Source organism: Rhodanobacteraceae bacterium (assembly GCA_024234055.1).
Lineage (GTDB): Bacteria > Pseudomonadota > Gammaproteobacteria > Xanthomonadales > SZUA-5 > JADKFD01.
Genome location: JACKOW010000005.1, coordinates 53,371 through 78,805 on the forward strand (window position 1 = coordinate 53,371; position 25,435 = coordinate 78,805).

Below are 25,435 nucleotides of genomic sequence, written 5' to 3' on the forward strand. Positions count from 1 at the left end.
CAGCGGTCCGCCAGACAGACTCAATAGCGCTCGAAGATCTGCCGGATCTCGAGGTCGTCGTGAGTGCGACTGAGGGCCAGCATCAGCAGAATGCGCGCTTTCTGCGGCGTCAGATGCGGGGCATAGATGGGCGGAATCCAAGGGCCTTTCCAGACCGCTTTGTCGACGCTCTCACAATGCTCAGTCTCCTCATCGGGCACCGTCTCCTCAGGCAGCCATCGACGCCCTACGTTGTCACCGCTGGGGAATGCAGAGACGACGATTGTCCCAGCGCGCGCCAATTCCAGAAAGGCCACCTGTTCCTCGCAGTTGAAGTTGGTGTTGGCGACAACGACTCCAGCAGGCGCTCTGTCGTAATGCGGGCCGGTTCCGCCGGTGTAGCTGAATAGCAAGTCAACCGCGGGCAGAGCCTCTACATGGGCCAGGTCGAATTCGCTGCTGCTCCCGTGCAGTCGTGTCGGCGAGAAAAAGAACTCGGCGCCGGCATGGCTCACCACGCCGAGCATGCCCATGTCGCCCGTGGTGAAGCCACCGACCCGCTGGTAAATCTTGCGGACTTCCCGGGCGGACAGAATGCGACCGTCCATCGCAACCGTGACCCCTTTGCCGATGGCCTGAGGAGATGCCGCGGTGCGTACCGCGTCGATGAGATTGCGCGGCCCGTCCGGACTGGTCCCAGTGGCGGGTCGCTGCGCGCCGACCAGCACCACGGGTTTGTCCGAACGTACGGTGAGGTAGAGGAAGAAAGCGGTCTCTTCGAGGCGGTCGGTGCCGTGCGTTACCACCATACCGGCGAGGTCTTTCCGCTCGTTCAGTGCTGTCTCGATCAGACGCGAGAGTTCGATCCACATTTTTGGCGTGATCTGCGCACTCGGCACATTGGAAAACTGCATCGACTCAATCCGTGCGTAGCGGTTGAGTTCCGGCACCGATTCGACAATCTGTTCGGCGGTCAGACTCCCGGCCCGATAGTGGTCTGGATCATCGTCCACGTTCTGAACCCCCGCGATCGTGCCCCCGGTGGCGATGACCAGCACCGCGGGGAGGGGCCTGGTCTCGACATCCGTGTCTGGCGTTGCCGCCAGCGCTGGCGCGCAACTGAGCATTCCGGCAAGCAGCAGCAAGACAGTCAGAGGGTTCACTGGCGGCGCCTTGCGATGAGAACGGAAGCGGCAGGATACGCTGCTGGTTCCGCGCCGCCCAAAGCCCTGGTGAAGCAGGCACCGGACACGCGAAACGGAACGACAGACGATCTTGTTTCACCATGCCGATGCGGAATTTGTTCCCCCGATCCCTTGATAGCATGGCCAGGCGCGACCGAGCGTGCCCGGAAATTGCCTCACGAATTGGCGCGCAACCCATAACAGCCCCCGGTCGGCCGGGGCATTCAGCACCATCGCATCAGAAGCAGAACAACAATGAAAAACTGGGCCTGGGCAAAACTGAAGTCCTACATCATCATCGGCCTGACCACTGTTCTCCTGCTGGAGATCTGTTCCTTTTTTCTTTTCCAGCATTACTATCAGGAGCAGATTTACAATGTAGCCAATCTACGGATTTTCAAGAGGATGACCAGGGATGGCGTGATCAGGAATGCGGGGGCAGCCTGGGTCATGCCGGTCAAGGAAAATTCGGAAGTAGATTGGCATTACAATGATTTTTCAGTCAAACTAAAGACCAATGGGCGCGGACTGCGGGAGTCTTTCGAAGTGGTCGACGCCGCAGTGGATATCGCTTTTTTGGGCGATTCCTTTACCTTCGGACATGGTGTCGAAAACGATCAGCGCTATAGCCACGTATTTTCCCGGGAGGCTGCTTTTTTGAACAAGAAAGCAGTGAATTTTTCTTACCCAAATGGCTGGCAGCCAGAGCATTATGAGTACTTCCTGCGGAAAAGCCCCACATTAAAACCAGAAAAAGTCATTGTCGGGCTCTACCTGGGGAATGACCTGGACAGCGACCTGGCCGAAACCATATACGATCGGGAGGCCTTGACACTGGAAACACCTTATCGGGTCGTGTCTGAGGAAGGGTATTTGAGAAATCGGCCGGACAGCTACCGTTTCCCGATACACCCGCTCATTGAATACAGCTACTTTGTGAAGCTGTTGGCATTGCGCCTGAACAATAGCTCCTGGCGCGCCAACTTGTTTGCAGAAAAGGCCCTCGAGACCAATCGACTCAATCGGATCAGCCTGGAGAAAGGCGAGGAAGACCTGACCAATAATCGGGCCCTGGTCGCGTTGAGGGAAATAAAAAAGATAGTGGAAGCTCGCGGAGGGCAATTGACGGTTTTGATCGTTCCGCAGGATTTTTATTTCTGTGACAACAAAGCCACTGCTCACCTGAATCCGGAGCTACTGCCATCCGTAGCGGCATTGAGGAATGGAAATAACTTACTGAAAATGACCCGAGCGGCTTTGGAAAATAGTGGTATCGACTATTTTGACCCGTCATCCGTGTTGAAGCCGGAGCACTATTTCTCAATAGACATCCATTGGTCGGCAGCAGGGCACGAGGTCGTGGGAAAGGCTTTGGCGAATCACCTGAAGGTGGACCGGACCACGATTGCAAGTCAAAATGACTGAGGGGGAGCCTCGAGGGATCCTCTGAACAAGTTCTGTGAGCCGCGTTGCGAGTCTTCGCGGGCAGACTCTGGCCCTAAAGTACAGCTATCCGCTGTCGGAGTTTCTGCGGGTGATCGAGCAGTCGGGCGAATATGAAGCGTGGATGGAACGACTGAAGTTCCTCGGCGCACCCACCGAGCCGCCGGCCGATTGGCAGCCAGCCGATTCCGAGCGCCTGATGTTGCCCGAGGAGCGCAAGCCGCGGTCCTGATCCGCGCCCACTGGCAGCCCTCAGGAGCATTGACAGCCAGCGTAGCCCGGGCAAGCGCAGCGCACCCGGGGCTTATGGTGCGGGTCATCCCGGGTGCGCTGCGCTTGCCCGGGCTACTGGCTGGAAGGGCGTGCCGGCAAGAGCGACCGGACTCCGCCGCTCCTCGAGATCGAGGCTAGCCCGCATGTCTCACACCTGTTGCGGAAGATCGCGCAGGGCTTTGCGACTAGCGCAAGGCGCGACGACGAGGAATGGTGATTCCATGGCGAGGAGGAGCAACGCAGCGATAGTCGCAAAGAACCAGCGAGGGCCGCAAAGCGGGCAGATGCAGCCAAACACTCTGTGACTGCTGCGTGCCTCGGAATCCCCTTTTTTCACTAGAAGATTGGGGGCATCTGCTCGCGCAGGTGTGAGAAATGCGGGCTAACCAGGCGCAGGCTCACCGCGCAGGCCGGAATCCGGCTCAGATTCGATCGTCAGACGGGTGGGTGGTGTCCATGCCAGGGCGTGCTCTGCTCGTAGGCGTAGCCGATGCGACACAGCAGGGCTTCAGTTAACGGACTACCGGCCAGTTGCATCGTGTAGAGCAAGCCCTGCTCGGAAATGCCGCAAGGCAGAGCGAGCGCGGGGATGCCGGCGAGGTCAGCGGGAAAGGTGAATGCGGTGTAGGGCTTGGTCAGGCCCTGCGCCTGGCTTCTGGCTCTGCTGGCCTGGTTCCACTCGGTCATGGAGCCGTACTGCAAACCCGGCGCCACCGTGAATGGCGCGCCCGCCGCCGGGCTGAGCAGCGCGTCCACCGTGGACAGCATGGCCCGAAACTGCTCGCTGAATCGGGCTCTGATATCCCGGCTGCCGGGGCCGCATTTGCGGCTAGCATCCTCACACTATCCAAAGATCGCGCAAAATGCCCGCCCTCAGCATCGCCATCCATGCCCTGTTTGCCCTGGGTCTGGCTCAGGGGCTGTTTCTGGCGCTTCAGCTGTGGCGTTTGCGCGACCGCAATCGTTTCGGCTACAGCCATCTGCTGCTGGCCCTCGCCGCGTTCATGGCGGTCATGCTGGAACAATGGGTGATCTACGCCGACGCCTGGCGCGCGTATCCCCATGTGCTGCGGGCCACGGTCTGGATGCCGTTTCTGTTCGGCCCGGGGTTATGGCTGTTTGTCGTCAGTCTGAGCCGACCGCGCGGGCGCACCACCGACGCGCTGCACTATCTGCCGGCGGCGATGGCATTCGCCTATTTCCTGCCGTTCTTGCTGCAATCAGGTGCAGACAAGATTGCCTTTGTCCTCGGCACCCATTCGATTCCCCTCGAATCGAGTCTGTTCGGCCTGGCCAAGGCGGCATCACTGCTGTCCTATGTGATCGCCATTCGCTGGCGCTTGCGTCGCCAGCCCGGATTTGTCGACAACCCGCTGACCCGTCGATTTGCCATCGTCAACGATGTGTTCCTCATGTTTCTGTTGGCACTGCTCGGCACTTTTATATCCGAGCACCTGGTCGGCGACCTGCAGATACCCTCGGATGTGCTCGCGGCGGTGGGCTTCAGCCTGTTCATCTATGCGGCGAGCCTGATCGCCGTCGCCCATTGGCGTGACTTTGCACTGTCGCTGGCGCCTGTCGCCGAAACTGAGGCGACCCCTTTCGAAGCCGCCGTCGATGAGGCCGGGCCGGCACCGGCGCGCGACCGCCTGCTCGACGAAGACAGCACGGCCAAGCTCTACCGACACGTATGTGCAGAGGTCCGTACTCGCCGACTGTTTCGCGAGCCGGGTCTGAAGATCGACAATCTGGCGGCGGCTCTGCAGCTGCCGGTGCACTATCTGTCGTATGCGATCAACGCCGGATCGGGCCGCAACGTACAGGCCTGGCTTAATCAGCTGCGGGTCGAGGATGCGATGCAGGCTCTGGCAGGCGCCGACGCCGATTCGGTGCTGGCAGTGGGGCTGGCAGCAGGCTTCAACAGCAAGGCCTCGTTCAATCGGGCCTTCCGCGCCGAAACCGGGGTCTCGCCGAGTGAGTTTCGTGCGCGCAGCAAGGCTCAGATCGCAAACTGAGGCGCCATACAGGGGGTGAGGTGCCAGTCTGGGCCTCCTTCACCACCGTCGGAGCCCTTGATGAATTCCTCGTTCCTGTCGCTGCTCGTCGCGTTTCTGGGTTTCTGCGCCGGCCCGCCACTGACCCTCGCCGCAGACGCGCCCGCGTCGACTCAGATCCCGATTGCCAAACGGATCGCCAAGGCTGATGCCGCCTTTGCCAGCAATGACTGGGCCGAATATGCGCGCATCTACCGAAACCTGAGTCGGCAGAGCCCCGGCAAGGGTGAATACTGGTATCGCCTCGCTCGGGCAGAACAGGCGCTGGGGCGACTGGACGCCGCCGCGACGAGCTATCAGCATGCCCTGGATTGTGGTTATCTCGCGGCACGCACGCTACTGCGATTGTCCAGTCTGGAGGCCAGCCGCGGTCATGCGGAACGGGCGGTCGACTTGTTTGAGCAGGCGCGCGCACATCATCTGACCAACGCCGAACAGGCGCTGCAGGAAGATCCCGCCCTGGCCACCTTGCTGAGCGATGACCGCTGGCGCGCGCGGCTGTTTCCGAAACTGGCAGACGATGCCGATGAGATCAGCCGTTGGCGCACCGATCTGGATTTTCTGGAACGACGCCTGCCGGAGACCCATTGGGATCTGTTTGGACAGGTCGACGAAAAAGCATGGCGCGCCGAACTGAAGCAGCTGCGGGCTGATCTGCCCAGACTGCAGAACTGGGAGCGCTCGGTGCGCCTGATGCGTTGGGTGCGACTTGGCCAATCGGGCCACACCCTGTTGATACCGCCCTTTCAAGGCCCGGACGCCTTTCATCTGGCACCCATCAAACTGGCGTGGTTTGCCGACGGGCTTTACGTACAAGCCGCGCCGAAGGAGCACGCCGGCCTGGTCGGACAGCGCGTGCTCAAGCTCGGCAAGGCCACGCCCGAAGCCGCATTGGCAGCGCTGGAATCCCTGGTGCCGCACGAGAATGACTCCGCTTTGCGGCAGTTCTCGCCGGTGTTTCTGGCCATACCCGAGCTGCTCAAGTTTCAGGGATTGCTGGACCATCGCGAATTCCTGGATCTGCAACTGGTCGACGCCAAGGGCAAGACCCATGACAAGCGTATCGCCGCGCCGCAGCTGACGATGGCCGCACTGCAGGCACAGATCGACAACCCGGAAGGTCCGGCAGACTGGATCCGAGCACGCGCAGCAAGCAAACAGCCAGTACCGATGTGGCTGGCGCGCAGCACGGAAAACTACTGGTTTGAGTCTCTGCCCGATCTGCGCCTGATCTATTTCCAGTTCAACGCGGTGCGCAATGATGAGCACGAAAGTCTGCAGGCCTTCGCCGCGCGTCTGCAAACGGCCCTGAGGGCTGACGATACCGCCGGCCTGGTGGTCGACCTGCGCCACAATCGCGGTGGCAACGGCGAACTCCTTGAGCCTCTGCTGCAGGCGCTGATCGCCACGCCGGCATTGCATCAGCGGGGTCGGCTGTATGTGCTCATCGGTGGACGTACCTTCTCGGCGGCGGCTTTGTTCATCGGCGATCTCGAGCGCCAGTTGTCGCCAATTTTCGTCGGCGAACCCTCCGGCGCCGGCCCCACGCATCTGGGCGAGGACAACATGATTCTGTTGCCGAACACCGGCCAGGTGGTGCTCGCCGCCAGTCGATTGTTCGTGCGTTCCTTTTCCGACGACTATCGGCATGCCCTTGCGCCCGATCTGAGCGCGAAGCCGCAATTCTCCGACTATCGCGACAATCATGATCCAGTACTGGAAGCAGCACTGAGCGATTGGCAAGCAGGCCAGGCAAACATCCTGACGGACTAACGCCTGCGCACAGCCTTCGACACGTAATAGGTGCCGAACACCAGATCCCACAGCGGCGAGGTCACTCCGAAGTTGTGGTCGGGGTGATGATGGTGAATGTGATGGTGGGCGGCCCACCGACGGGCAATCGGGTGCTGAAACCGGGTCCGGTGCATCCAGTCGTGGCATTGGCCATAGGCGAGATAGCCGGCAGCAATCCCCCCGGTGAACAGCCAGGCATGGGTCAACGGCATCACTTCAGTGAACAAGGCCGCGAGTACCAACAGAAACACTGGCGGCAAGAAGAACGGCAGCGAAGCGATGGCCGCGGGATCCTGGTGATGGCGGCGGTGCCCGCGTTCCATCGCGTGTTCGGGGCCATGAAACAGCCAGCGATGGAAGCCGTATTCAACCAGGCTGAAAGTCAGCAGGCCGGCGATCCAAGTCGGCACGGCGACCAGCAGATGGGCGTCGCGACGCACCAGCGCCAGGCCGACAAAGACCAGGCACATGCTGATGTCAGCCACCAATGCTGCCCGCTGGTTCCAGCGGGTGACCGCCATCCTCTCGAAGCTGTCGAGTACTGCGTCGGCCCAAGCCACGCGTATCCCTGGAGACGACATTCGCTCAACGCCTGACTGCGGCAAAGCCGCGGAGGCCGCAATGTTGCACCCAGATGACTAGTGCAGGTAAGCAAGCTTCAAGGTGTTTGCGAACCCACCGCATAACTGGCGTTCAGCCTCGCCGCCATCACGCGGCTGGGCACCAGGCGCTGAGGCATGACCTCTGACCCTTGCCTTCCAGCCTGTCACCGCTAAGGTCATCGCCCGCTTTTGACATTCATCCGGCCACCATGTCTGGCTGGACAGAGATTTGATTGGAGGGGCAAACGATGCGAAAAACGGCAATGACAGCCGCTATCCTGGCTTTTGGTGTGCTCGCCGGATGCGGTGAGAAATCAGAAGCGCCGGCACCGGCGGCGGTCAGCACAGCAGCACCCAAGCCGGCCAGCGACAATCCTCTGCTGGCCGAGTGGAGCGGCGATTACGGCGGTGTGCCGCCCTTCGATCAGATGCAGGTGGCTGATCTGAAGCCGGCGCTGGAGAGTGCCATCGCCTCACATCTGGCAGAACTGGAGGCCATCGCCAATCAGAGCGAGCCGCCGACCTTCGAGAACACGCTGGTGGCGATGGAACGCTCCGGCGACCAGATTTCGCGGGCGCAGGTGTTCTTCGGCATCCTCGCGGGCAATGTGTCGACGCCCGAATTCCGCGCCATTCAGGGTGAACTGACCGCCATGTTCGCCGACTATCAATCGCGCATCGTCCAGAACGAGAAGCTCTTCAAACGCATCGAAGCGGTGCACAATGGATCAGAATTGGCCACGCTGCGCCCGGATCAGCAGCGCCTGGTACAGGTCAGCTATGACTTCTTCCGCAGCAATGGCGCGCAGCTGACCGGCCAGGCCCGCGAACGCTACGCCGCAATCAACAAGGAACTGGCGGCGCTGTCGACCCAGTTCTCCAACAACGTGCTGGCCGACGAGGAAGGCTACGTCACCTACCTGGACGAATCGCAACTGGGAGGGCTGCCCGAGTCCTTCACCAAGGCAGCCGCCGCGCTGGCGGAAGGCAAGGGTCAGCCAGGCAAGTACGCGGTGTTGAACACGCGCTCGTCGATGGATCCCTTCCTCACCTATTCCACCGAACGCGGTCTGCGCGAGCAAGTCTGGCGCCACTACTACAGCCGTGGCGACAACGGTGATGAGCGCGACAACAACGCCCTGATCAGCCAGATCCTGCAGCTGCGCCATGAGCGTTCAAGCCTGCTCGGTTTTGACAACTATGCCCAGTGGCGTTTGCAGGACCGGATGGCGAAGACGCCGGAACGCGCCTTCGCGCTGATGGAGGCGGTGTGGCCGGCGGCGGTGTCGCGGGTGCAGGAAGAAGTGGCCGACATGCAGAAGATCGCCGACGCCGAGGGCGCCGGCATCACCATCGAGCCCTGGGATTATCGCTTCTATGCCGAAAAGGTGCGCACCGCGCGTTATGACTACGACAGCGAAGCGGTCAAGAAGTACCTGAATCTGGATCAGCTGACGCTGGCGATGTTCTACGTGGCCGGCGAACTCTTCGACTTCGATTTCGCGCCACTGCCGGAAGGCAAGGTACCGGTCTACCACCCCGACGTGAAGGTCTGGGAGGTCAAGCGCCGCAGCGATGGCTCGCTGGTGGGACTGTGGTATCTCGATCCCTACGCGCGGCCGGGCAAGCGCTCGGGCGCCTGGGCGTCCAGCTATCGCAGCTACGACCGCCTGCACGGCGAGCCCAGCGTGCTGTCCAGCAACAACTCCAATTTCATCAAGCCGGCCCCAGGCGAGCCGGTGCTGGTGTCCTGGGATGACGCCACCACCTTCTTCCACGAGTTCGGCCACGCCCTGCACGCGCTCTCGGCTCAGGTGGACTATCCCAGCCAGAACTGGGGCGTGCGCGACTACACCGAGTTCCAGTCGCAACTGCTGGAACGTTGGCTGTTCACCGAGCCGGTGGTCAACCAGTTCTTCCGCCACGTCGAAACCGGCGAGCCGATGCCCGCCGAGCTGATCGACAAGCTCAAGCAGTCGGCCAGTTTCAACAGCGGCTTCAGCACCATCGAGTATCTGGCCAGCGCGCTGATCGACCTGAGACTGCACATGGTGGATCCCACCGGCATCGACCCCGATGCCTTCGAGCGCGACACGCTCAGCGCCATGGGCATGCCCAAGGAACTGGTGATGCGTCACCGCACCCCGCACTTCGGCCATGTCTTTGCCAGCGAAGGCTATGCCGCCGGCTATTACGGCTATCTCTGGGCCGAGGTGCTGACCGCCGATGCCGCCGAAGCCTTCGCGCAAGCGCCGGGCGGCTATTACGACAAGGATCTGGCGCAGAAGATGGTCAAGTACCTGTTCGCCGCCCGCAACACCATCGATCCTGCCGAGGCCTACCGCCAGTTCCGTGGCCGCGACGCCACCATCGACGCCCTGCTGCGCGATCGGGATTTCCCGACCGATGATGTCGGGCCCGATGACGCCGGCGCGATGACCGAGCGGTAGTTTGCCGCGGGCAGGTTCGACGCCCACGACGGTGGGAGCGGCTTCAGCCGCGATCGGGAACCGCAGATTGTCCATGGCCATCACGGACAGGGTCCGCTTCCACTGACGGGCAAGCAGCGCCCACTTGGGCTAAGCTGGCTGCATGACGCCAAGTCTGTCCAACACCCCTGCCCCTGCTGGCCACCGGCTGCTCCGCAGTATCTGGCTGTGTATGGTCCTGGTGCTGGCCTGGCCGGCGCTGGCCCAGGTCGCGGAAGCCGTGCCGACCACCGAGGCCGCCGCATCCGAGCCCAGCGGCAAGCCGGAAACCCCAGCGGAGGTCGACAAGCTGCGCGCGCAGTTGTTGGAGCGCTATGTCGATGCCGACCCGGCCGACCTCAAGGAATTGGGTCTGGCACTGGATGCGCTCAAGGAGGAGCTGGCGGTAGCGCCGCGTGATTTCGCGGTCGGCGAGCTCCCCGGCTTGCCGACCCGTGTGTCGCGGGCGTTGAACGTGGTCGAGAAACGGCGTTTGCTGCGGGCCGAACGGGATCTGCTGCGCGACACCGTCGAGCGCCTGCCGGCGCCGACCGCGGCGGCAGACACCGACACCATGGCAGCGACCCTTGAGTCGCTGTCGGCGCAGACCCGAAACCATGAGGCCGAACGCCTGCGCCAGGATCTGGTCGCCGCCGATGCCAGCCTCAAGGACATCAACGCCTTCCTTGATGAAGCTGCACTGCAGCTCAAGGCGGGCAAGGACGAGGTCCAGAGCTGGACCCAGACCGCCGCCAATCCGGTGGAGGATCTTGACCCCGCATCCTGGTCCGGCCTGCAGTCGGTGAGCGACGTGGCGCAGGCCGCCACCCGCTTGCTGCAGCATCTGGCACGGGCCGAGGCCGAGGTAGCGCTTCGCGTCGCCGGACAAGAAACCGAGCCCAGCCTGAGCCGCGCCAGCATGAAGTCATTGCTGCCGGCGGTCGATGAGCTGGAGCGCGCCTATGCGCGTGCCGATCGGCGCCTGACGCTCATTGCCGACAGCAGCGATCGGCGCACCGTGCAGACGGTGCAGCGCGATCTGCCGAAGCTGCGCTCGCAGCTGCGTCAGGTTGACGAGAAGGTGGCCGCGCTGCGCTGGCTGGTGTCCGCCGAAAGCCAGATCTGGGAACAGCGCACGCCGTTCTGGGAGCGGCGGCTGGCCGATCTTGGTTCATTCTGGAGCACGGTTTCCAGCACCAGCCGCCAGGTGCTCAATTACCCCCTGTTCGAAGTCGGCAATGCCACCATCACGCTCGGCGGCACGCTGCGTGTGACGGCCATCCTGCTGGCGGCTTGGCTGCTGTCACACTGGTTCCGCCGCGCCTTGGAACGCTACGGTCAGCGTCGACCGGATGTGAGCCGTCCCGCGCTCTATGCGGCCGGACGCATTGCCCATTATCTGATGATCGCGCTGGGCTTCAGCATCGCCCTGGCCGCGATCGGCCTGGACCTGACCAAGATCGCCATTTTCGCCAGTGCGCTGGGTGTGGGCATCGGCTTTGGCCTGCAGACGGTGGTCAACAACTTCATCTCCGGCCTGATCCTGCTGTTCGAACGCAGTCTGAAGATCGGCGATTTCGTCGAGCTGGAATCGGGCGTGACCGGCGAAGTCACCGACATCAGCATCCGCGCCACTCGGGTCACGACCAACGACAACATCGACATCCTGGTGCCCAATTCCGAGTTCGTGAACGGACGGGTCACCAGTTGGACCCTGCGCGAGATCACCCGCCGCGTGCGCATCCCTTTTGGCGTGGCCTATGGCGTGGACAAGGAACTGGTCAAGAAGGCCGCGCTGGAAGCTGCGGCCGGCGTGCCCTTCACCTTTGCCACCAGCGGCCCCCGCCGCGCCCAGGTCTGGCTGGTGGGTTTCGGCGACAGCTGCCTGGACTTCGAACTGGTGGTCTGGCTGACCGCCGATGCCGTCAAACGCCCCGGCGCCGTGCAGGCCGCCTATTACTGGGCGCTGGAGGACGCGCTGCGCGCCTACGGCATCGAGATTCCCTTCCCGCAGCGCGATCTGCACGTACGCAGCCTGTTCGGCACGCAACAGGAAGAGGCCAGGTCGCTGTGGCAGGGTCGCGCCAAACCCCCCGAGGCACCCAAGCAGCCAAAGCCGGATGCGACGCTGAGCAAATCGGAACGTCGCGAACTGGGTGGCAACGACGCCCTCGACGACGCCCTGGCGGAGCTGCCGACGTCGAAAGACCCGGAGCCGGATCCATCGGCGCGCTCCTGATCCGATAGACTCCCCCGATTACCCCCGTTCAACCGGCGATGATTGATCTCCCCTTATCCCTGCTGTTCGCCGCACTGGCCGTACTGTTGATCTGTTCGGCCTTCTTCTCCAGCTCAGAGACGGCGCTGATGTCCATCAGCCGCTTCCGGCTGCTGCACCTGGCCCGCGACGGCAACCGCGGCGCGAAGCTGGCGCAGCAGCTGCTGCATCACCCGGAACGTTTGATCGGACTGATCCTGCTCGGCAACAACTTCGTCAATATCCTGGCCTCGGCGATTGCCACCATCGCTGCCGTGCGCATCGCCGGCGAGGCCGGGGTGCTCATTGGTACCGCTTTTCTGACCGTGGTGGTGTTGATCTTCGCCGAAGTGGCGCCCAAGACCTATGCCGCGCTGCATCCCGAGCGCATCGCTCTGCCGGCCGCCTACGTGCTGTATCCGATGCTGCGGGTGTTCTATCCAGTCGTGCGCCTGATCAACATCCTGTCGGGCTGGGTGTTGCGCCTGTTCGGACATCGCGGCGGTGGACGCTCGGACCAAACCCTGTCCCAGGATGAACTGCGCAGCGTGCTGCGCGAAGAGGGCGGCCTGATCCCGGACAGCCATCGGCACATGCTGCTGAACATCCTGGCGCTGGAAGAGGCCATGATCGACGACATCATGGTGCCGCGCACCGAGATCAAGGGCATTGACCTCGAAGACAGCGCAGAGGAACTGCGCGAGGCGCTCAAGGACTTCCCCTACAGCCGTGCCGTGGTCTATCGCGGCAAGATCGACAATGTGGTCGGCATCCTCAATCTGCGCAATCTGCTTGATCTCAGCCAGTTGCAGGCCATCGATGCCGAACTCATCGAGAAACGCATGCGTGCGCCCTATTACGTGCCCGAAGGCACCAATCTGACCCAGCAGCTGGTGGCCTTCCAGCGCCAACAACGCCGCTCGGCCCTGGTCATCGACGAATACGGTTCGCTGCAGGGCCTGGTCACGGTGGCCGACATCCTCGAAGAGATCGTCGGCGAGTTCACCACCGCGCCCAAGCAGGATACCCGCCACATCCACTTCGAGGCCGATGGCAGCCTGCACATCGACGGCCGCATCCCGGTGCACAGCCTCAATCGCCGTCTGCAATGGGAACTCCCCACCGAAGCCGCCCGCACGCTGAGTGGCTTGATCGTGGCCATGCTGGAACATCTGCCTACCCCCGGTGAGTCACTGGAGATTGACGGCTACCAGATGGAAATCCAGGAAGTCCGCGACAACGTGGTCCGCCGGGTCCGGGTGGTGGCGCCCGAGGGCGACGACGAGGATTGACCCAGGGGCTCACCGCTCGGCCGGTTTCCGCGACGCCCTGAGACAATCGGTGCCTTGGCGCCCTTAAAGGATGTCCCCAAGAAGGTCTGCGAGGAACCGCCATGCCGTCCACCCTGAACGCCGCCATCCTGCCTTTGCCCGCCACCACGCTCTCTGCTCGGGCACCCGATCTGCAAGCGCCAGCCCGCAGTGTCGGCCTGTGCCTGTCGGGCGGCGGCTCGCGAGCATTGACCTGTGCGATGGGCCAGTTGCGCGCGCTGGATCACCTGGGTTTGATGGATCAGGTCTTCGCCATTTCCTCGGTATCGGGTGGTACCTGGGCCAATACGCTTTACACCTATCTGCCGGCCACCATCAGCGATGCCGATTTTCTGGGCACGCCAGTGCTGGATCCAGGGCAACTCACGGTGACCGGCAGCCTGCCCTATGCCCTGGATCAGCTAAGCCGCCATAGTCTGGGTCGCGTGCCTGGCAATCTCGGCCTGCTGAGCGATGTCGCCGAGGTGCTGAAACTGCGCGAGGAATGGGGCTACCCCACCAGTGATCTGTGGCAAGGTCTGATCGGCCACAGCGTGCTGCGGCCCTACGGCTTGTGGCATCCCGATCCAGCGGCGCAGCATTTCGATACGCACTACTTCAGCTGGACCGACGCCTATCTGCAGCTACCGAACAGCACCCTGGCGCATAACCCGGGCTTGCGACTCACTGACTTCTACACCGTGCAGCGCAAGCGACCGTTCATGGTCTTCAACACCGCCATCTTCATCGATGACAGCGCCAGCGCTGACCTCGTGCCCTTCGAAGCCAACTTCATGCTCGGAGTGCGCCAGCCCTTCCCGACGGCCGGCGCTGCCGCGACCATCGGCGGCGGGCTGGTGGAGTCCTTGGCCATGAACGCGGTGTACCAGAAGGACACGGCCCCCGGAGAGGTCTCCGTTGCAGCCCCCGTCCGGCCCTTCACGCTGGCGGATATCGCCGGCTGCAGCAGTGCCGCCTTCGCCCAGGAATTCGAAGAGCAACATCCCGAATTCGACGGTCTGGTGCCTCGTTACGCCTATTTCCCGATCGCCAATCGCAGCTCGGTGCCCACGCGCACCTACCGCTTCGCCGATGGGGGCAGTCTGGAGAATCTGGGCTTGAACGCCATGCTCGCCCGCGGCGTGTCCGGCGTGCTGGTTGGCGTCAACACCGATGAAGGCATTCGCATGGAGGATGGTCAGATCGTGGTCTCCAGCGATCTGCCGCCGTTGTTCGGGCTGCAGCCCTATGTCCGCGGCAAGGGCTACGTGCCCTACAGCCGCGATCCAGGCGTCGGCCCGGTGCGCCTGTACCGACACAATCAGGTGTTCCCGACCAGCGCCTTCGCCGATCTGCAGCAGGCCCTGTGGGCCAGACGCAGCAAGGGTGAACCGGTGGTTGTCAAGCTCAGCCTGCCACTGCTGGACAACGACTGGTATGGCATCAGCGGTGGCCGTACAGTCAACATTCTGTGGATGTACAACGACCAGGTCGAGGCCTTCTGGACGCAGCTCAGCTTCGAGGCCAAGGCCGCCATCGACATCGCTGGCCGGGGAGCCTTCCCGCTCTACAACACCTTTGCCCAGCTGGAACTGGATGCGACTGCAGTCAACGCACTGGCCCATCTGTGGACCTGGAATCTGGCCGCCGACTGGCGCCCTCCAAGTGGCGGCGCCAGCAATCTGGAACTGGTGCAATCGATGTTCGGGTGAGGCGGGGGCACGGGCATGGGGCACCGAAAAGGCTAAGGGTTGAGGGCTTTGGTAGGCCCAGACTGGTCGGGACCTAGAGGAGCGCCGGACCGGCGTGATTGCGAGCCTCCTGTTTCAGCCCGACGCTGCGCACGGACCAGGAACCACGAGTTGCCCGTAGGAGCGACCTCCCGTCGCGACCGGCAAGCCGCACGTCCGCCGCGGTGGTCGCGCCGCAAGGGCGCTCCTACGGGTGGGCGAAGCGGGCGCTGTGCTCATGCGGACTTCAAATCAACAACTTACGATATGGGTTCATGGCGAGCCACCTGTTTCGGCCCGACACTGCCCTCGGGCCATGAACCCGCCGTCGTAGGTCATGTTGTCCGCGTCAGCGGACTATGTGACATCGAGTTGCGTCACGTAGCTCGCTACGCGAGCAACGTGACCTACAACAGCAAATCAACAATTTGCGATATGGGCTCATGGATAGCGTGTCGAAGCAATCCAGAGGTGTGCGGCGCTACCCTGGATTGCTTCGTCGCTGCGCTCCTCACAATGACGCCATCTCCTCCCTGCGCAAGCCCTCTTCACGACCGATCCGGTACGCTCTGTCGAGCTTGTTGCTGCTGCGGAGGCACGCCGTGCCCAGACTCTCGCAAAACCTGATCCGCGCCCTGGTTGTCCTGACGCTGATTGCGCTGGCGCTGGAAGCACAGGCCAAGCGTTTCACGCTGAAATTCGACATCGACGGCCAGACCCGCAAGGTGCTCGTGTTTGCACCCGATGCCGTCGGTAACGAACCCATCCCGCTGGTGCTGGCCTTTCACGGTCGCGGCGATGACCAGGTCAGGTTCGCCACCGCGGTCAAGCTGCATCAGGACTGGCCTGAGGCCATCATCGCCTACCCACGCGGCGAGACCATCGACACCACGCCGCCGATGCGCGGCTGGCAATACCGCGCCGGCACCTACGACGACCGCGATCTCAAGCTCACTGATCGATTGCTGGCCGAATTGGGCCGGCGCTATCCAACCCAAACCGAGCAGACCTACGCCGCCGGATTCTCCAACGGCGGCCATTTCGTGTTTCTGCTGCTGGCCGAGCGCAACCAGGCCTTCGCCGCCTTTGCCGCCATTGGCGCGTTGCAGCCGAATTACACGGCCGACACACCACCCAAGCCCTTCCTCTACCTGTTCGGCCGCGGTGAAGATCGCAAGTATCAGGGCGACTGGGCCAAGACCGTGCAGGCACTCGGTCGGCACAATCTGTCCAGCGGCCAGCAGACAGACTTCGCCGATTGCTGTCGGCTGATCGAGCCCAAGTCGGGTGGCGCACCGGTGGTGTTCGGCCTTTACAACGCCGGACATATCTGGCCGCGGGGCGGCAATGAGTGGCTGAAGGCCTTCTTCCTTGGAAAGTCCCCGCCCCGGGGTTCGCAACCACCCAAAATCGACTAACAGCCGGTACCGGTAGTTGGAGTGTCCAGCGGACGCCGACGACGTTTCAGCGGTCGACCCGGCACCATCCAAGCCACCACGCGTTTCCGTCAGAACTTCGATCAAAGACACAGCCTCTCCATCCATTGCGCGTTGAGCGGCAGGTGTATGGCTGCACACACAGGCGCTTGCGCGGTTGACGGCGCCCTTTTGCACCGGAAACGAGTACACAAAAATCCAGTTCTTGCTGGACCCTGCGTCACACTTTCGGTGCAAACTTCACCGGTCGCAATATGGATGTTCGGCCCTCGGGGCACAGAACCAAACCGTGATCTGACACGTCACCACAAATGAGCCTTTCGAGGAGCCTCATGGATATGCGCACAGCGGCCGCAGTGATCACCACTTTCATGGCCATGGTCAATCTGGCGCATGCCGCCGCTCCCAGGGTGATCTATCCAACAGAGCGGGTGACGGTTCGCCCAGGTGGCACCAGCTACACCTGGACCTACGGTCTGGCCGACACACCGAGCTTGCCGGGCCAGCAGTTCCAGACCAAGGACATCGCTCAATACGATGTTCCTGTTTCAGGCTTCAACTGGATACTGACTCGCGGTCGCTTCGAGTACAGCACCGACAACGGCGGCAGCTGGACCACGTTGGTGCATCCGACAAGCTTCAGTCCCGCATACACACCCGTGGCGGGGAAGATCTTCCGGTTTGTGGACACCAAGCCCGGTGATACCACCACCAACGACAACATCGGCGTGAGCTGGACGCTGGTTGGCAACGGTGACACCGTGTCGTCCGGCAGATCCATCCAGGTCGACCTTGCACCAACCGACATCGTTTCCAGCAGCGCCCTGATCTTTGACGATTCACCGCTGAATTTTGTGTTGGCCAGTCTGACGCCGACCGATGTCGGCGACAACCGTGGCGGTTATTGGCAGATCGACAGCCAATCGAATGCCAATCTGTTCACCATCACCTATGACAACACGCAGACAGATACCGCACAGCTGCGCAAGGGCAGCGCGGCAATGCCTGCGATCGGACAAATGGTCAACGTGACGGCCCGCTACTTCGATCTGTACCAGACCGATGCGACCGGTGCGCCGCTGCCCGGTTCCGGTTTCGCCAAGGCGTTCAGCTACACGGTGACGCAGAACTCAACCACCGATCTGGCCGGTTTCGGTCCGGAGTTCCCGGTCAACGTGACCACCGCCAACAACCAGCAGGCGCCGGCCATCGCACGGCTTTCGAACGGCAATTTCGTGGCGGTCTGGCGTTCGGTTGCACAGGACAGCGACACCGGCTCCGCTGGAGGTATCTACGCGCGCATTTTCAATGCCGCGGGCACCCCACAAGGTGGCGAGTTCCGCATCTCCCCGCTCGACAACGTCAGTCAGAACCAGCCCACGGTGGCCGCCTTGTCGGCCAATCGCTTCGTCGTGGCGTACACCGACGTGAGCAACGGCGGCGACGTTTACTACCGCCTGGTGAATGCTGACACCAGTCTGGGTTCGGTCCTTTCGCCGCACGCAGTGTCGGCGGGAAACGAGGGCGCGCCGCGGGTTGCGACGCTCTCGGACGGCAATTTCGCCATGGTCTGGACTAATAGCCTCAATGACATTTCGGGCCGGGTATTCAATGGCACCAACGGCTCGCCGCTGGCAGCCGAATTCACCGTCAATGCCTTGACCACAGGCACACAGTCGCAGCCGGATATCGCTGGTCTGGACAACAGCCGCTTTGTAGTGGTCTGGCGCGACAACGCAAATTCAGGTGACGTCTACGCTCGCTTTGCAAGCTCGGCCGGACCAACAGGATCAGATATTGCCGTCGCTGGAGGCGCCAACAATCAAGCTAACGCTCGCGTAGCCGGTTTTGCCGACGGCAAGTTCACCATCGCGTTCACCGATCAGGCGCGCGACGGCGATGCCGCTGGCGAAGCCAATGTCTACGTGCAGCGCTTCGATGCCACCGGCGCTGCGGTCGGAGGCCAGGCGCGCGCCAATGCCATCGTCACCGGCAACCAGTCACAACCGGCCATCAGCGGATTCAGCGACGGATCTGTGGTCGTGTCGTGGACCTCGCCACTGCAGGATCTGGACAGCAACGGCGTGTTCGGCCGGCGCTTTAGCGCAGCAGGTTCGGCGGTCGATGCGAGCGATTTTCAGATCAACGAGAAGCGCCAGTTTGGACAGAATGCGTCAGCGCTCAGTGCCGGCGCCAGCGGCGGCTTCGCGGCAATCTGGGTAGACGCGTCCCAGGAAGGGCAAGGCGTCGCCAACCAGGGTGTGGAAGCCCGCGTGTATAGCGGGATTGCAACGCCCTCGGCCAGCATCACCGTGAGTCCCGCCTCCGTGGCCGAAGACGGCGTCACCAACCTGACCTATGCCGTGACTTTGAGTCCGATGGTACCGACCGCCACCACCGTCAACATCGCCACCTCAGGCACAGCGGTCTCCGGCAACGATTACACGGGCGCGGTCAGCACATTGACGATCCCGGCCAATACAGCCAGTGCCACCATCACCATCAATCCGACTACCGATACGACGGTAGAACCCGATGAGACGTTGATCCTGACCGTAACCGGCGGCACCGGCTACACGGTCGGCACGCCATCTGCTGCTACTGGCACCATCCTGAATGACGATTTCTTGCCACCCTCCGTCAGCAAGTTCTTCGTCAATTCCGGTCAGGGAAACACGAACAACACCACACTCAACGGCACTGCCCGACTGGCAATCGCAATCACCAACCCGTCGGGCAACGGCACCAGTCTGTCGGGTCTGGCGATCACCGACAATTTCCCGCCAGGCATGGTGGTGGATGCAGTACCGAATCCCACCAATACCTGTGGCGGCAGCTTCGCGCCAACGCCGGGCGGGTCGAGTATCAGCTTGAGCGGCGGCGGCCCGCTCACGGCTGCCAATCAATGCACCATATCCGTCATGGTTAGGGCCACCAGCGCAGGCGCCTTGGTGAATACCACCGGCAATGTGTCCTCCATCGAAGGCGGCGCTGGCGGCACGGCATCGGGAACGCTGAACGTGTATGCGCCGCCCGTCGTCAACAAGTCCTTCACGCCAACCACCATTGCCCTGAACCAAACCGCGGTTTTGCGATTGGAAATACAGAGCCCGACGGCCGGCCTCAATCTTTCCGGCGTCAATCTGACCGACAACTTCCCGGCCGGCATGGTCGCGGGATCGCCTGCATTGATCAGCACCACCAACTGCGGCGGGTTGGTCGTGACGGACAGCGGCGGTGGTTCCTTCCAAACGGGCGATACGGGCGTGCGTCTCAACAACTTTCTGGCACCTGCGCCGGTTCCCTGCGTGGTGGAGATGAACGTGGTGGCGCAGACCAGCGGAGCTTTGGTGAACACCACAGATGCGCCAACATCGACCAATGGAGGAACCGGGCTGGCGGCAACCGCAACGCTGACGGTAGCGCCGAGCGCTGATCTGTCCATCATCAAATCCGATGGCGTGACCACGGCGGTCCCTGGCGGTTCCGTGACCTACACGATCATTGCCAGCAATGCTGGCCCGGACCCTGTCACTGGCGCCACTGTGAGCGACACCTTCCCGGCATCGCTCACATGTACCTGGACCTGCGTAGGCGCCGGCGGTGGCACCTGCACGGCGTCCGGCAGCGGCAATATCAGCAATTCGGTCAACCTGCCATCTGGCGCGTCGGTCACGCATACGGCGAGCTGCACGATCAGCGCCTCGGCCACCGGCAGCCTCAGCAACACGGCCACGATCAGCAGTGCGGTGTTTGACCCGAATAGCAGCAACAACAGCGCCACCGACACCGACACCCTGACCCCGCAGGCGGACCTCGGGATCACCAAGAGCAATGGCGTGACCAGCGTCAATGCGCTGACCAGTACCACCTACACCATTACCGCCTCCAATGCCGGGCCCAGCAATGTGACCAGCGCCACAGTGGCGGACACCTTCCCGGCGTTCTGTGTGGCTCCAACCTGGAACTGCACGGGCGCAGGTGGCGGAACGTGCACGGCTTCTGGCAGCGGCAATATCAACAACAGCGTCAATCTACCTGCTGGCGGCAGCGTCACCTACACTGCGGTGTGCCCGGTGTCTGGCGCCGCTACGGGGACCTTGGTCAATACAGCGACGGTCACCAGTGCCACCACCGATCCAGTGCCAGGCAACAACAGCGCCACCGATACCGACACCATCATCGCGCGCCCGAGCACCAGCGTGGTCTCGCTCAATCGTGCCAGCGGCAATCCACGCAATGCACCGACCGCGACCTGGATGATCACCTTCGCGACGCCGATCAGCGGTCTGACTGCGGCGAATTTCGCAGCGATCAACGGCGGTCTGGGCGGCGCCATCGTGGTGTCGCCACCCACCGAAGCGGTGGGCCCGCCCAGTGCGAGTTGGAATGTCACCGTATCGACCGGCACCGGCAGCGGTACGCTTGGGCTGAATCTGGTCAATGACGACGGCATGAGCCACAGCATCGGCAATCTGCCTTTTGTCGGTCAGACTTTCACCATCGACCGCATGGCGCCGACCGCGGTGATCACCATGAACGACACGGCGTTGAAGATCGGCGACAGCTCGCTGGTGACCTTCTCATTTTCGGAAGCGGTCACCGGCTTCGACAATAGCGATCTGACCATCCCCAATGGCAATCTGACAGCAGTCAGCAGCAGCAATGGCGACGTCACCTTCACGGGCACCTACACGCCCAATGCCAACGTTGAAGCGCCCGTCAATGTCATCGCGCTGAACATGAGCGGCGTCGCCGATCTCGCCGGCAATACCGGTGTCGGCACCAGCAATTCGCCCAATTTCGGCATCGACACGCTGCGCCCGACGGTAGGCATCGTGGTTGCCGACGACAATCTGCTGGCGGGTGAGACCTCACTGGTGACGTTCAGTTTTTCGGAGGCAGTCACCGGTTTCACCAATGCCGACCTCTCCATCGAAAACGGCAACCTGACGCCGGTCAGCAGCAGCAACGGCGGCCTCACCTTTACCGCCACATTGACGCCGACCGCGTCGATCATCGATCCCTCCAATCTCATTACCGTCGACAACACAGGTGTTGCTGATTCGGCGGGCAATGCTGGCAGCGGCAGCACCAGTTCGAACAATTACGCCATCAATACCGTGCGCCCCACGGTAGGCGTCGTCGTCGCCGACAGCGTGCTGGTGGCGGGCGAGACCTCACTGGTGACCTTCACCTTCTCGGAAGCGGTGAGCGACTTCGACAACGCTGATCTGACTATCGGCAATGGCACGCTTTCGCCGGTGATCACGTCCGATGGCGGTGTCACCTTTACCGCCACGCTGACGCCAACCGCCGGGATCAACGCGCCGACCAATGTGATCACGGTGAACAACACCGGATACACCAATGCTGCAGGCAATGCCGGCAGCGGCAGCAGCGACTCGAACAACTACGCCATCGATACCGTGTCGCGCTCGCTGTCGATCAACGATGTGTCCGTGACCGAACTGGATGCTGGCAGCAACAACCTCAGCTTCACCGTGACGGTAACGCCAGCGGCGGCTGATGGCGGCGTCAGTTTCAGCATTGCCACACAAGACGGCACCGCCCTGGCTGCCTCCGACTACGCCGCCAAATCGCTGACCGGGCAAACCATTGCGGCGGGTGCATCCACCGCCACGTTCACCGTGTCGGTCAATGGCGATAATCTGGTTGAACTGGACGAGACCGTGCTGGTCAACTTGAGCGCGGTCACCGGCGCGGTGATCGGTGACGGCCAGGGCGTCGGCACCATCACCAACAACGACAGCGCGACGGTGCAGTTCGCGCCGAGCACGCTCAGTCAGTTGGAGGGCAGCTCACCGATGGCTTATGCGGTCACGCTGAGCAACCCTGTCGATACTGCCGTGACCTTGGCCGTGAACAGCGCCTTTGGCACTGCGACGGCCGCAGATTTCACCCCGATCGTGGCCGACAGCGTCAACTTCCCGGCGGGCAGCACCACCCGCACCGTCAACGTGACCATCAACCCCGATGCGCTCGACGAGGACGACGAGGGCTACTCGTTGACGCTCTCCGCCCTGAGTGCCGCAGGTCGCAATGTGACGCTGGGCACGGCAGTTGCGAATGGCACCATCCTCGACGACGACGCCTTGCCGGTGCTGAGTATCAACAGCCCCAGCCAGCTCGAAGGCAACGTCGGCAATACGCCGATGAATTTCGTGGTCACGCTGACGCCGGTGTCGGGTCGTGATGTCAGCTTCACCCGGGCCACGGCTGATGGCAGCGCAACCCTTGCCAACAACGACTACCTGCAGCTCACTGCCGCACCGGTGACCATTGCCGCAGGCAGTACCAGCGCTACCATTCCGGTGAGCATCGTCGGTGACAACGCCTTCGAGGGCAACGAGAGCTTCAGCCTGAACATCACCGGGGTCAGCAACGCCACGCCCGGCAGCTTGAGCGGTACCGGCACCATCCTCGAAGACGATGCACAACCGACCACCACCGTCGTCAACAGCGCCGTGCAGGAGCCCACATTGGTTGGGCAGCCGTACACGGTGAGCGTCACCGTCACTGCGCAGTCCTCCTCGCCACTCGGCACCGTGACCATCCGCGATGGCGGGCCCGGCTCTCCGAATTGTGTGGCGACCCTCATCGCGGGAACCTCGCCGATCAGCAGCGGCAGCTGCCTGCTCACCAGCACCAGTGCTGGCGCCAAGACGCTGACCGCCGACTACGCACCCGCCAACGGTGAGTACCAGCCCAGCACCGGCATCAGCACCGGCGCGCATCAGGTGAACGCGGCCAGCACCGCGATCAGTGCCAGTGGACCACCGCGGGTGCGCATCAACACCAGCAACAGCTTCAGCTTTGCGCTCAGTGTCGATGCCCCCGGCGGCGGATCTCCGGCCGGAACTGTCACCCTGAGCAGCGGCGCCAGCAGCTGTGCCGTGACCGTGCCGACGGCCACGCCCAGTTGTAGTCTGAGCTTCAATGCCCTGGGCGCACGCACCGTCAGCGCGGCCTTTGTGCCGAGCGACAGCAACTACAACGGCAGCAACTCCGCTGGGGCCGGCAATGCCCAGACGCTGGTCTTTGCGCGCTCTGATCTGGCCGTGACCAAGTCCGATGCCATCAGCTACTACCAGCCCGGCGATCTGATCGTCTACACGGTCACGGTGCGCAATCTCGGCCCCGATACCGCCGAGAACTTCCGCATCGTCGATACCATTCCGGCCGGTCTCAGCAACACCGTGTGGTCGTGTGACTCCAGCGGCGGCGCCACCTGTCCGCAAAGCAATGGCGTCGGCAGTCTGGACGTCACGGTTGCAAGCTTCATCCCGGGTGCGCTGCTGAACTTCACCTTCTTCGGCAACGCGCTGGCGGAGCCTGGCTCGATCAGCAACACGGCCATGGTCGTGCTAGCGACGGATACGACGGTCGAAGACCCGACACCCGCCAACAACAGCGCAACCGATATCAATCTGCGTGATCTGCTGTTTGCCGATGGCTTCGAGCAGCCCATCGTCAACGCCCCGACCGGTAGCTTCCGCCTGCCGAGCTCGGCCCTGCGCAACGCCATCGATGAGGTCGCGAGTGCGGTCTATACCTTGACCGATACACATGGCAAGGCCGTTCAAGTGTATGCGCGGATGTTTGACGGGCAACTGCAATACGCGCTGGCCGCGCGCAACAGCGACGGACTCTTGCGCCTCGGGGGCTGGCGCAGCTTTGATCAAGAGCCGACCTTAAGCTGGACCGCTCAGGCCACCGACGCCGGCTGGGCTTTGACCGGGGCCAGTCTCGACTGAGGGTTTCATCTGCCAAAGGTCGCCGCGCTTCGCGGCGACCTTCAAGCGGGAGAGCTTGTTGCCTGGTCGCCACGATCACCTGGAAATTGCCGAAGAAATAGGTGCTGCGGGTGCAGCTGAAACCGCCCATCTGTTGCCGCTGGCTGCAACCCAAACCCGGCGGCGCCCCCGTGGTGTTCGGCTTGTGCAACGCCGGCCACGTCTTGCCGCGCGGCGGAAATGCGGGTTTGATGGCCGGCCGGAACCCGATCACGCTTGTTGAGGGTCGCAACCGCCAGCGCTGCAACGCTGCCGTCCATGCATGAATCCCGCGCCCGATCGCCATCGGCAGGTCCGTACACCGCAGACCTCCGTGCTCCGAGCTCACCGACCCGATCAGATGGCGGTCGCAAGGTCCAGCGACGGCAATGAATCTCGACCCGCCTATGCTAGCTTCACAAGCCGGCATGCACGCATTGGGGACGACCTGTTCCGATGGAAACCACCGACCTGGCGACGGACCTGGCGGCAATTGCCGAGCGCATCGGCAACGGCGATCGCGACGCCGAATCGGCACTTTTTGAACGCTATTACCGCGCGGCCTGCGCGGTGGCACGAAGGCATTGCCGCCCCAACGAGCCACAGGTCGAGGACATCGTGCAGAACGTGATGATGGACCTGCTTCAGCGCCTGCGTGATCGCCGAATCAGTGACCCCAGGGCCCTGCCCCACTATCTCCAGCTGAGCATCCGCAATGCCTGCACCGCATGGTATCGAACGCAGTCGCGCTGGCAGGCCAGTACCGAGATCGATACCGAGCCCCTGGCAGCCGAGGATCCGCCCGATGAAGTCCAGGCCCGGCGGATACGCAATGCCTGCGTGCGCGAGTTGGTCTCGGAGTTGCCGGTCGCCCGGGATCGCGAGCTGTTGAGACGTTTCTATCTCCTGGAGGAAAGCCGCGAGGAGGTGTGCTTGACGCTGGAGATAGAGGAATCGAACTTCCGCAAGATCATCAACCGCGCCCGCATGCGTCTGCGCGAAGTGATCAAGAATCGGGGGCCGCGCGAACTGCAGATGCCGCGTTGATGTGCGCTTCGGCCCACACTGCATTTACTTTTTGTCACCTCGCAGCTGAGACAAGCTGATCC

The 25,435-nt window shown here is 62.6% G+C and carries 14 protein-coding genes; 11 read left to right on the plus strand and 3 right to left on the minus strand.

Features of this window, described 5'->3' with window-relative positions; all coding sequences use genetic code 11:
- Positions 1–20: 20 nt before the first annotated feature.
- On the minus strand, positions 21–1,142 hold the full coding sequence (locus H7A19_10825) for an asparaginase (GenBank protein ID MCP5475317.1): 1,122 nt from the start codon (positions 1,140–1,142) through the stop codon (positions 21–23).
- A gap of 276 nt (positions 1,143–1,418) precedes the next feature.
- On the opposite strand from H7A19_10825, the gene H7A19_10830 reads away from it, so the two are divergent.
- Both H7A19_10830 and H7A19_10835 read left to right on the plus strand, forming a co-directional pair.
- Positions 1,419–2,588, plus strand: coding sequence for a hypothetical protein (locus tag H7A19_10830; GenBank protein MCP5475318.1), 1,170 nt, complete (start codon positions 1,419–1,421; stop codon positions 2,586–2,588).
- A 34-nt stretch (positions 2,589–2,622) separates the two neighbouring features.
- Positions 2,623–2,838, plus strand: a complete 216-nt coding sequence (locus H7A19_10835; GenBank protein ID MCP5475319.1) for a hypothetical protein — start codon at positions 2,623–2,625, stop codon at positions 2,836–2,838.
- 476 nt (positions 2,839–3,314) lie between these two features.
- Here H7A19_10835 and H7A19_10840 read toward each other — a convergent pair whose 3' ends face one another.
- Positions 3,315–3,647: a hypothetical protein gene (locus H7A19_10840; GenBank protein MCP5475320.1), complete on the minus strand. Its 333-nt coding sequence runs from the start codon at positions 3,645–3,647 to the stop codon at positions 3,315–3,317.
- A 95-nt stretch (positions 3,648–3,742) separates the two neighbouring features.
- Here H7A19_10840 and H7A19_10845 point away from each other — a divergent pair, with 95 nt between their 5' ends.
- Positions 3,743–4,894, plus strand: a complete 1,152-nt coding sequence (locus H7A19_10845) for an AraC family transcriptional regulator (GenBank protein MCP5475321.1) — start codon at positions 3,743–3,745, stop codon at positions 4,892–4,894.
- Positions 4,895–4,954: 60 nt separating this feature from the next.
- Positions 4,955–6,706, plus strand: coding sequence for a hypothetical protein (locus H7A19_10850; protein MCP5475322.1), 1,752 nt, complete (start codon positions 4,955–4,957; stop codon positions 6,704–6,706).
- Here H7A19_10850 and H7A19_10855 read toward each other — a convergent pair.
- Positions 6,703–7,308 carry a sterol desaturase family protein gene (locus H7A19_10855; GenBank protein MCP5475323.1) on the minus strand — a complete coding sequence of 202 codons (606 nt, stop codon included), beginning with the start codon at positions 7,306–7,308 and terminating at the stop codon, positions 6,703–6,705. The genes H7A19_10850 and H7A19_10855 overlap by 4 nt on opposite strands.
- A 269-nt stretch (positions 7,309–7,577) precedes the next feature.
- On the opposite strand from H7A19_10855, the gene H7A19_10860 reads away from it, so the two are divergent.
- The 7 genes from H7A19_10860 to H7A19_10890 all read left to right on the plus strand — a co-directional run bounded on the left by H7A19_10860 (position 7,578) and on the right by H7A19_10890 (position 25,373).
- Positions 7,578–9,779, plus strand: a complete 2,202-nt coding sequence (locus tag H7A19_10860; GenBank protein ID MCP5475324.1) for a M3 family metallopeptidase — start codon at positions 7,578–7,580, stop codon at positions 9,777–9,779.
- Between the two features lie 937 nt (positions 9,780–10,716).
- Positions 10,717–12,036 (plus strand): mechanosensitive ion channel, encoded by a 1,320-nt coding sequence (locus H7A19_10865; GenBank protein MCP5475325.1) that lies wholly within the window; start codon positions 10,717–10,719, stop codon positions 12,034–12,036.
- 38 nt (positions 12,037–12,074) lie between these two features.
- Positions 12,075–13,346, plus strand: a complete 1,272-nt coding sequence (locus H7A19_10870; protein MCP5475326.1) for a DUF21 domain-containing protein — start codon at positions 12,075–12,077, stop codon at positions 13,344–13,346.
- Between the two features lie 101 nt (positions 13,347–13,447).
- Positions 13,448–15,076, plus strand: coding sequence for a hypothetical protein (locus H7A19_10875; protein MCP5475327.1), 1,629 nt, complete (start codon positions 13,448–13,450; stop codon positions 15,074–15,076).
- A gap of 620 nt (positions 15,077–15,696) precedes the next feature.
- Positions 15,697–16,512, plus strand: coding sequence for a hypothetical protein (locus H7A19_10880; protein ID MCP5475328.1), 816 nt, complete (start codon positions 15,697–15,699; stop codon positions 16,510–16,512).
- Between the two features lie 350 nt (positions 16,513–16,862).
- Positions 16,863–24,308, plus strand: coding sequence for a DUF11 domain-containing protein (locus H7A19_10885; protein ID MCP5475329.1), 7,446 nt, complete (start codon positions 16,863–16,865; stop codon positions 24,306–24,308).
- Positions 24,309–24,782: 474 nt separating this feature from the next.
- Positions 24,783–25,373, plus strand: a complete 591-nt coding sequence (locus H7A19_10890) for a sigma-70 family RNA polymerase sigma factor (GenBank protein ID MCP5475330.1) — start codon at positions 24,783–24,785, stop codon at positions 25,371–25,373.
- Positions 25,374–25,435: the final 62 nt, after the last annotated feature.

What these genes read in the sequence shown, in the direction of transcription:
- H7A19_10830 (MCP5475318.1), top strand. Translation starts at nt 1,419, where the DNA reads ATGAAAAACTGGGCCTGGGCAAAACTGAAGTCCTACATCATCATCGGC.
- H7A19_10840 (MCP5475320.1), bottom strand. Translation starts at nt 3,647, where the DNA reads ATGCTGTCCACGGTGGACGCGCTGCTCAGCCCGGCGGCGGGCGCGCCA.
- H7A19_10845 (MCP5475321.1), top strand. Translation starts at nt 3,743, where the DNA reads ATGCCCGCCCTCAGCATCGCCATCCATGCCCTGTTTGCCCTGGGTCTG.
- H7A19_10850 (MCP5475322.1), top strand. Translation starts at nt 4,955, where the DNA reads ATGAATTCCTCGTTCCTGTCGCTGCTCGTCGCGTTTCTGGGTTTCTGC.
- H7A19_10855 (MCP5475323.1), bottom strand. Translation starts at nt 7,308, where the DNA reads ATGTCGTCTCCAGGGATACGCGTGGCTTGGGCCGACGCAGTACTCGAC.
- H7A19_10860 (MCP5475324.1), top strand. Translation starts at nt 7,578, where the DNA reads ATGCGAAAAACGGCAATGACAGCCGCTATCCTGGCTTTTGGTGTGCTC.
- H7A19_10865 (MCP5475325.1), top strand. Translation starts at nt 10,717, where the DNA reads ATGAAGTCATTGCTGCCGGCGGTCGATGAGCTGGAGCGCGCCTATGCG.
- H7A19_10870 (MCP5475326.1), top strand. Translation starts at nt 12,075, where the DNA reads ATGATTGATCTCCCCTTATCCCTGCTGTTCGCCGCACTGGCCGTACTG.
- H7A19_10875 (MCP5475327.1), top strand. Translation starts at nt 13,448, where the DNA reads ATGCCGTCCACCCTGAACGCCGCCATCCTGCCTTTGCCCGCCACCACG.
- H7A19_10885 (MCP5475329.1), top strand. Translation starts at nt 16,863, where the DNA reads ATGGATATGCGCACAGCGGCCGCAGTGATCACCACTTTCATGGCCATG.
- H7A19_10890 (MCP5475330.1), top strand. Translation starts at nt 24,783, where the DNA reads ATGGAAACCACCGACCTGGCGACGGACCTGGCGGCAATTGCCGAGCGC.